Source organism: Clostridium sp. HV4-5-A1G (assembly GCF_900184915.1).
GTDB lineage: Bacteria > Bacillota > Clostridia > Clostridiales > Clostridiaceae > Clostridium_B > Clostridium_B aromativorans.
On record NZ_FXYI02000216.1, the window covers coordinates 1 to 5,252 of the forward strand.

5 protein-coding genes are annotated in these 5,252 nt (G+C 30.4%); 4 read left to right on the forward strand and 1 reads right to left on the reverse strand.

The genetic code is table 11. The features are described 5' to 3' along the window. The first annotated feature begins 53 nt into the window (after nt 1-53). Entirely contained in the window at nt 54-542 is a 489-nt protein-coding gene (locus J5G60_RS16400) for an ECF transporter S component (RefSeq protein ID WP_150357991.1), read from the forward strand. A 216-nt stretch (nt 543-758) separates the two neighbouring features. Beyond that, a complete protein-coding gene (helD, locus tag J5G60_RS16405; RefSeq protein WP_150357990.1) occupies nt 759-3,062 on the forward strand; it encodes an RNA polymerase recycling motor HelD in 2,304 nt (767 codons plus the stop codon). Nucleotides 3,063-3,256: 194 nt separating this feature from the next. On the opposite strand, the gene J5G60_RS16410 is transcribed toward helD, so the two are convergent. Continuing rightward, the gene (locus J5G60_RS16410; protein ID WP_150357989.1) at nt 3,257-3,421 is read right to left on the reverse strand and encodes an aspartyl-phosphate phosphatase Spo0E family protein; all 165 of its coding nucleotides are present in this window, start codon (nt 3,419-3,421) and stop codon (nt 3,257-3,259) included. Nucleotides 3,422-3,808: 387 nt separating this feature from the next. Between J5G60_RS16410 and J5G60_RS16415 the strand changes: the two genes are divergently transcribed. Continuing rightward, entirely contained in the window at nt 3,809-4,528 is a 720-nt protein-coding gene (locus J5G60_RS16415) for a TIGR04283 family arsenosugar biosynthesis glycosyltransferase (protein WP_150357988.1), read from the forward strand. After that, nucleotides 4,485-5,195: a TIGR04282 family arsenosugar biosynthesis glycosyltransferase gene (locus tag J5G60_RS16420; protein WP_150357987.1), complete on the forward strand. Its 711-nt coding sequence runs from the start codon at nt 4,485-4,487 to the stop codon at nt 5,193-5,195. Before J5G60_RS16415 ends, J5G60_RS16420 begins: the two co-directional genes overlap by 44 nt. The last annotated feature ends 57 nt before the right edge of the window (nt 5,196-5,252 follow it).

Below are 5,252 nucleotides of genomic sequence, written 5' to 3' on the forward strand. Positions count from 1 at the left end.
ATTATATTATTAGTGTATATATAAGAGTATATACACTAATTTGGAGGAGAAAAATGAATAATATAAAAAAACTTACTTATTCAGGGCTTCTAACAGCTCTGGCAATTGTAATACCAACAGCTTTTGGAATTTTAAAAATACAATTTGGGCCTTTTAGCGCTACTTTGGCTGCTCATGTACCTATGTTTATGTCGATGTTTTTAGGACCTTTTGCAGCAGTAATGGTGGGGATAGGATCTGTAATAGGATTTTTAGTTACTTCGCCTCTTGTAATAGCAGCAAGGGCAGCCAGTCATATATTTGTTGGATTGGCAGGTGCATTTATGCTTAAAAAAGGAATATCTTTTAAAAAGATCATAGTACTTACAGCGCCTATTCACGGAGTACTTGAGGCCATAGCAGTAATACCTTTCGGGTTTACTATGTACAAGGTACTCATAGTAGTAGGAGTTGGTACACTTATTCATCATATGATAGATGGAGCTATTTCTCTTGGCATTCTGGGAGCACTTTCGAGAAGCTTTAGTCTCAAAAGGATTTAGACTCAAACAATGAGAATATAATTAGAGTAAGAATGAACTGCTGAATGTTTGATTATTCAACAGTTTATTCTTTTGCGCAAATATAAGAAAATGTCCTAACTTAGTAAAAAGAGATTTGTAATATTTCCTTCTTGTGGTTCTGACATGTTATAATGTTAAATATAAAATTTATATAATATCTTATACAGTAAGTACAGGAGTGGGAGAAGGGATACTATGTCTATAGATTCTAGTGAAATGGAAATTGAAAAGGAACATTTGAAGGACACTTTAAAATGGTTGGAATCAGAAATAAAAAATATACAGCAAAATGACAAAAAATTAAAGATGAGCATAGAGGACTTGAGGAAGCAGTCTAGGGGAAAGTATAATGAAGAACTGGATACAAAGGAAAAACTTTATAATATCACCCATAAAAGTCTTGAAAAATACGAAGAAAGCAAAGAAAAACCTTATTTTGGAAGAATTGATTTTAGAGAATACAAGAGCGAAAAAGAGACTTTCTATATAGGCAAATTTGGGCTTGGAGATGTAGAAAATGGAGATGAAAAAGTAATTGATTGGAGGGCTCCCCTGGCGGATTTATATTACAGTGGTGTAGAAGGAGATACATTTTACAAGTCTCCTGTTGGAGTGATAAGTGGAAAACTCAGTTTAAAGAGGAAATTTTTGATTGAAAATGGTAATTTAAAAGATGCCTTTGATGATGGAGTAAACGAGATATTACTTAAATCTGACAATGAAGAGGGCAATCCACTGGTAGATGAATTTCTAAAAGTAAATTTAAATCAAAGTGTGAATAACAGGCTCAAAGATGTGGTGGCAACTATTCAGAAAGAGCAGAACGATATAATAAGAGCAGAAAAAAATACCACTCTTATATTTCAGGGAACTGCAGGCTCCGGCAAAACTACAGTGGCCCTTCATAGGCTGGCATATTTACTCTACAGATATAAAGATAAACTAGGTGGAAAAGACGTTTTGGTTATAGCTCCCAATAAGCTTTTTTTAAGTTATATATCAGATGTACTTCCGGATCTGGGAGTAGACAATGTAAAGCAAATGACTTTTGAAGAACTGTGCAGTAAAATACTGCACATTAAATGTAAAATATACACCAAAGATAAGAAATTGGCAGATATACTTGAAAATAAACAATGTTTTTCTAAAAAAAACATGATCTACAACAGCCGTATAAGGGGGAGTATTTTATACAGGAAATTAATTGACGATTACATAAAATATATTGGGGAAAAGGATTTAGATATAAGTGATATAAAAGTAGATGATTATATTTTATTTGACAGTAGGGAAATATACAGGCTATACACGAAGGATATGAAATATTTGCCTGAAAATCAAAAAAAATATAAGATAAAAAAATATTTCGAGTTGAAGATAGATGATAAAATACATAAAATAATGGATAAAATAGATTTTCTATATGATTATAAAATTGCCAGATTAAAAAAAACTATGAAAGACAGCGCAGGTAGGAGAAATAAAATTAGATTTATCTACGATGAAAGAGATGAAAAGAAAGAATATATAATAATTCAATCGGAGAAAAATTTTGAGGATTATTTCAATAGGTGGACTGAAGTCGATACATCTAAGCTCTATGAAAAATTTCTAACGGACAAGGATGTATTTGAAAAGATCATAAGTAAAAAAGTTTCCAGGAATCGCTGGAACGACCTGGTAAATGAAATACAGGCAAATAAACAGAATAACGTAATTGATAGTGATGATTTAGCAGCTCTTTGCTATTTGAAATTCAAAATAGATGGAATACCCGAAAAGTTCAGATTTAAATACCTGGTTGTGGATGAGGCTCAAGATTACAGCAGTTTTGAAATGACTGTCTTAAAGGAAATAAGTACAGGCAGTTCTATGACTATAGTGGGTGATCTTGCCCAAGGTATATATGATTATAGAAGTATATCTGACTGGAATGATATTATACAGGATATTTTTGGAGTCAACACAAGATATTTTCAGCTGACTCAAAGCTACCGTTCTACAGTAGAAATAATAGAATTTGCCAATAAGATACTTGAGCTTCAAAAAAGTAATCTAATACCGGCAGTACCTGTTTTAAGACATGGGGATTCTCCTAAAATACTTAAATTTATAAACAATAGAGATTTCAGTAAAAGTTTAGATAAAATAGTGAAAAAAGTTCATGACAGTAATAAAAGAACTATAGCCATTATAGGAAAAACTTCTGTCCAATGTAAAAAAATTAGAGATTATTTAAAAAAGTACAGTGCTTACAATTGGAATTTAGTCAAAGAAAATGATAATGTATTGAAAGAAGATAAAATGATAATTCCCTCCTATATGACAAAAGGGTTGGAATTTGACTGCACTATAATTTACAATTGCAATGAGGAAAATTATACCGAAAATGAATTGGATAAGAAGATATTATACGTAGCTCTCACTAGAGCCCTTCACATGGAGTACATATTTTACTCAGGCAAAATATCAAAGATTATTGAAAGTTTTTATAAATAAACCAACCTTATGAGAAAAATTTAAAAAATAGACGAGTTTATATATGAATTTCTAACTTTAGTTTTAGAAGTAGGGGCTCAGCCCCCTATTTTTATTATAGTAAAAAGTTATATAGATTTTTAAAATCAAGTCCAAGGAATAGAGCTTTTAAAATTTAAATGAAATGAATATGTAGTTTATAAAATTAAAAATATCTAACCAAAAGTGTTTTTCCTCTGGTATTCTAAAATTAACTTGTCCAGTTTTTCACTGCATTTAACTACTGTTTCGTCTGTAAGATTACTGTTTCTCATCAGCAGATATAGAGTTTCTTTTAGATTATTTATCTCGATATCTAAATTTGCTAAATCATTTTTCATCGCTATTCCCCCATAAGGTAACTTTACTCCTCTTATATTTTACCAGATAATAATAAAATAAACATATCTTTTATTAGCCAATAAAATACAGTATATTACAAAAATAAACATAATTTCTGTAGATAAGGTGTGGATTATTCTGTGGAGAAAATGTGGAAAAAAGAAAAATGTGTCTGTATATATTGGTATAAAGTGCTATGGAAAAAATTACTAAAATAAAATAATGTCTAAAAGTTTTTTGCATGTATTAATAGCAGATAAGAAATTTTGATAAGAAATAATAATATAACTTACTATAAGTATTTTAAATAGCAATAATAATTAGGGTTCTGTATACAAAAAAGTTATAATTAAAATAAGAAGTACAATTTTGATTTGGTGATTAAAATGGTTTCAATAATAATTCCTGTATTAAATGAGGGTAAAAATATAAAAGCATTTTTAACAATGTTGGAGAAAGTGAAGGGAAAAAAAGAGATAATTTTTGTAGATGGAGAGAGTACAGATAATACTGTGTCAACAGTGAGAAAATGTGCAAAGGTACTGTCTAGTGAAAGAGGAAGAGCAAGGCAGATGAATGAAGGTGCAAAATATGCTAGAGGGAATATACTATGGTTTTTACATGCAGATTCAATTGTAGATCCTAATTCAATTGACTACATAGAAAAAGCTATTGAAGAGGATGAAATTATAGGAGGAGGGTTTTCCCTTTATTTTTATGATTGCAATACACTATTTATGAGATACATATCCACTACTTCAAATATTAGAGCAGGAAAACTTGGAATATATTTCGGGGATCAGGGAATGTTCATTAGAAAAGATGTATTTGAAAAATTAGGAGGATATGCAGACATAGATATTATGGAAGATTTAGAAATATCATTGAGATTAAGGAAAATAGGAAAAATGAAGCTGCTCAGATATGGCATTGGAACTTCTGCAAGAAGATTTAAAAAAAGTGGTCCTATTAAAACCCATATATTAATGCATAAACTCAGGATACTGTATTTTCTAGGTGTTTCATCAGAAAAATTAAATGAAATGTATAGGAGGAGTATGGATGAATGCACTCATACTTATGACAAGAGTACCTATTCCAGGTAAAACCAAAACTAGATTGATGGAAATTTTAACAGGCGAAGAATGTGCCAACCTTCATATCCAATTTTTAATGGATATTTTCAAAGTGTGCAGTAGGTTGGTCAATGACACGGATATATACCTTACATATACTCCAAAAGAAGATTTATCTTACATGAAGGATATGATTCCAGAGTATATTGATACATTCCCTCAAATTGGGGGTGATTTGGGAGATAAAATGGACAATGCCATAGATACTGTACTGCACAAAGGATATAAAAAAGTAGCTTTGATAGGAACTGATATACCAGAAATACAGCCATCCAATATAGCCAGAGCCTTTTCTGTATTGGAAGATAAGGATCTATGTCTGGGGCCGACAGAGGATGGAGGATACTACTTGATAGGTATGAAAAAAAGAAATTCACAAATATTTTCAAGCAGCATAAACTGGGGAAAAAAGTCAGTGATTGAGGGTACTATAGATATTGCAAATAGAAATAATATAACAGTTGGATTTACATGTAAATGTTGTGATATAGATACTAAAGAGGATTTAATGAAATTTAGGGATAAGATGAAGGACAGAACTATAAAGTGGGAAATTTTTCCTCAAAATACCTACAAATTTATAAATGACATCTTATTTAGTAAATACCACAAAATCAAAATCAATACAAATAGTTAGCTTTGTTATATTTAAAAGGAGTTAATATGTTAAAAGATAAATTAATATATAAAATAG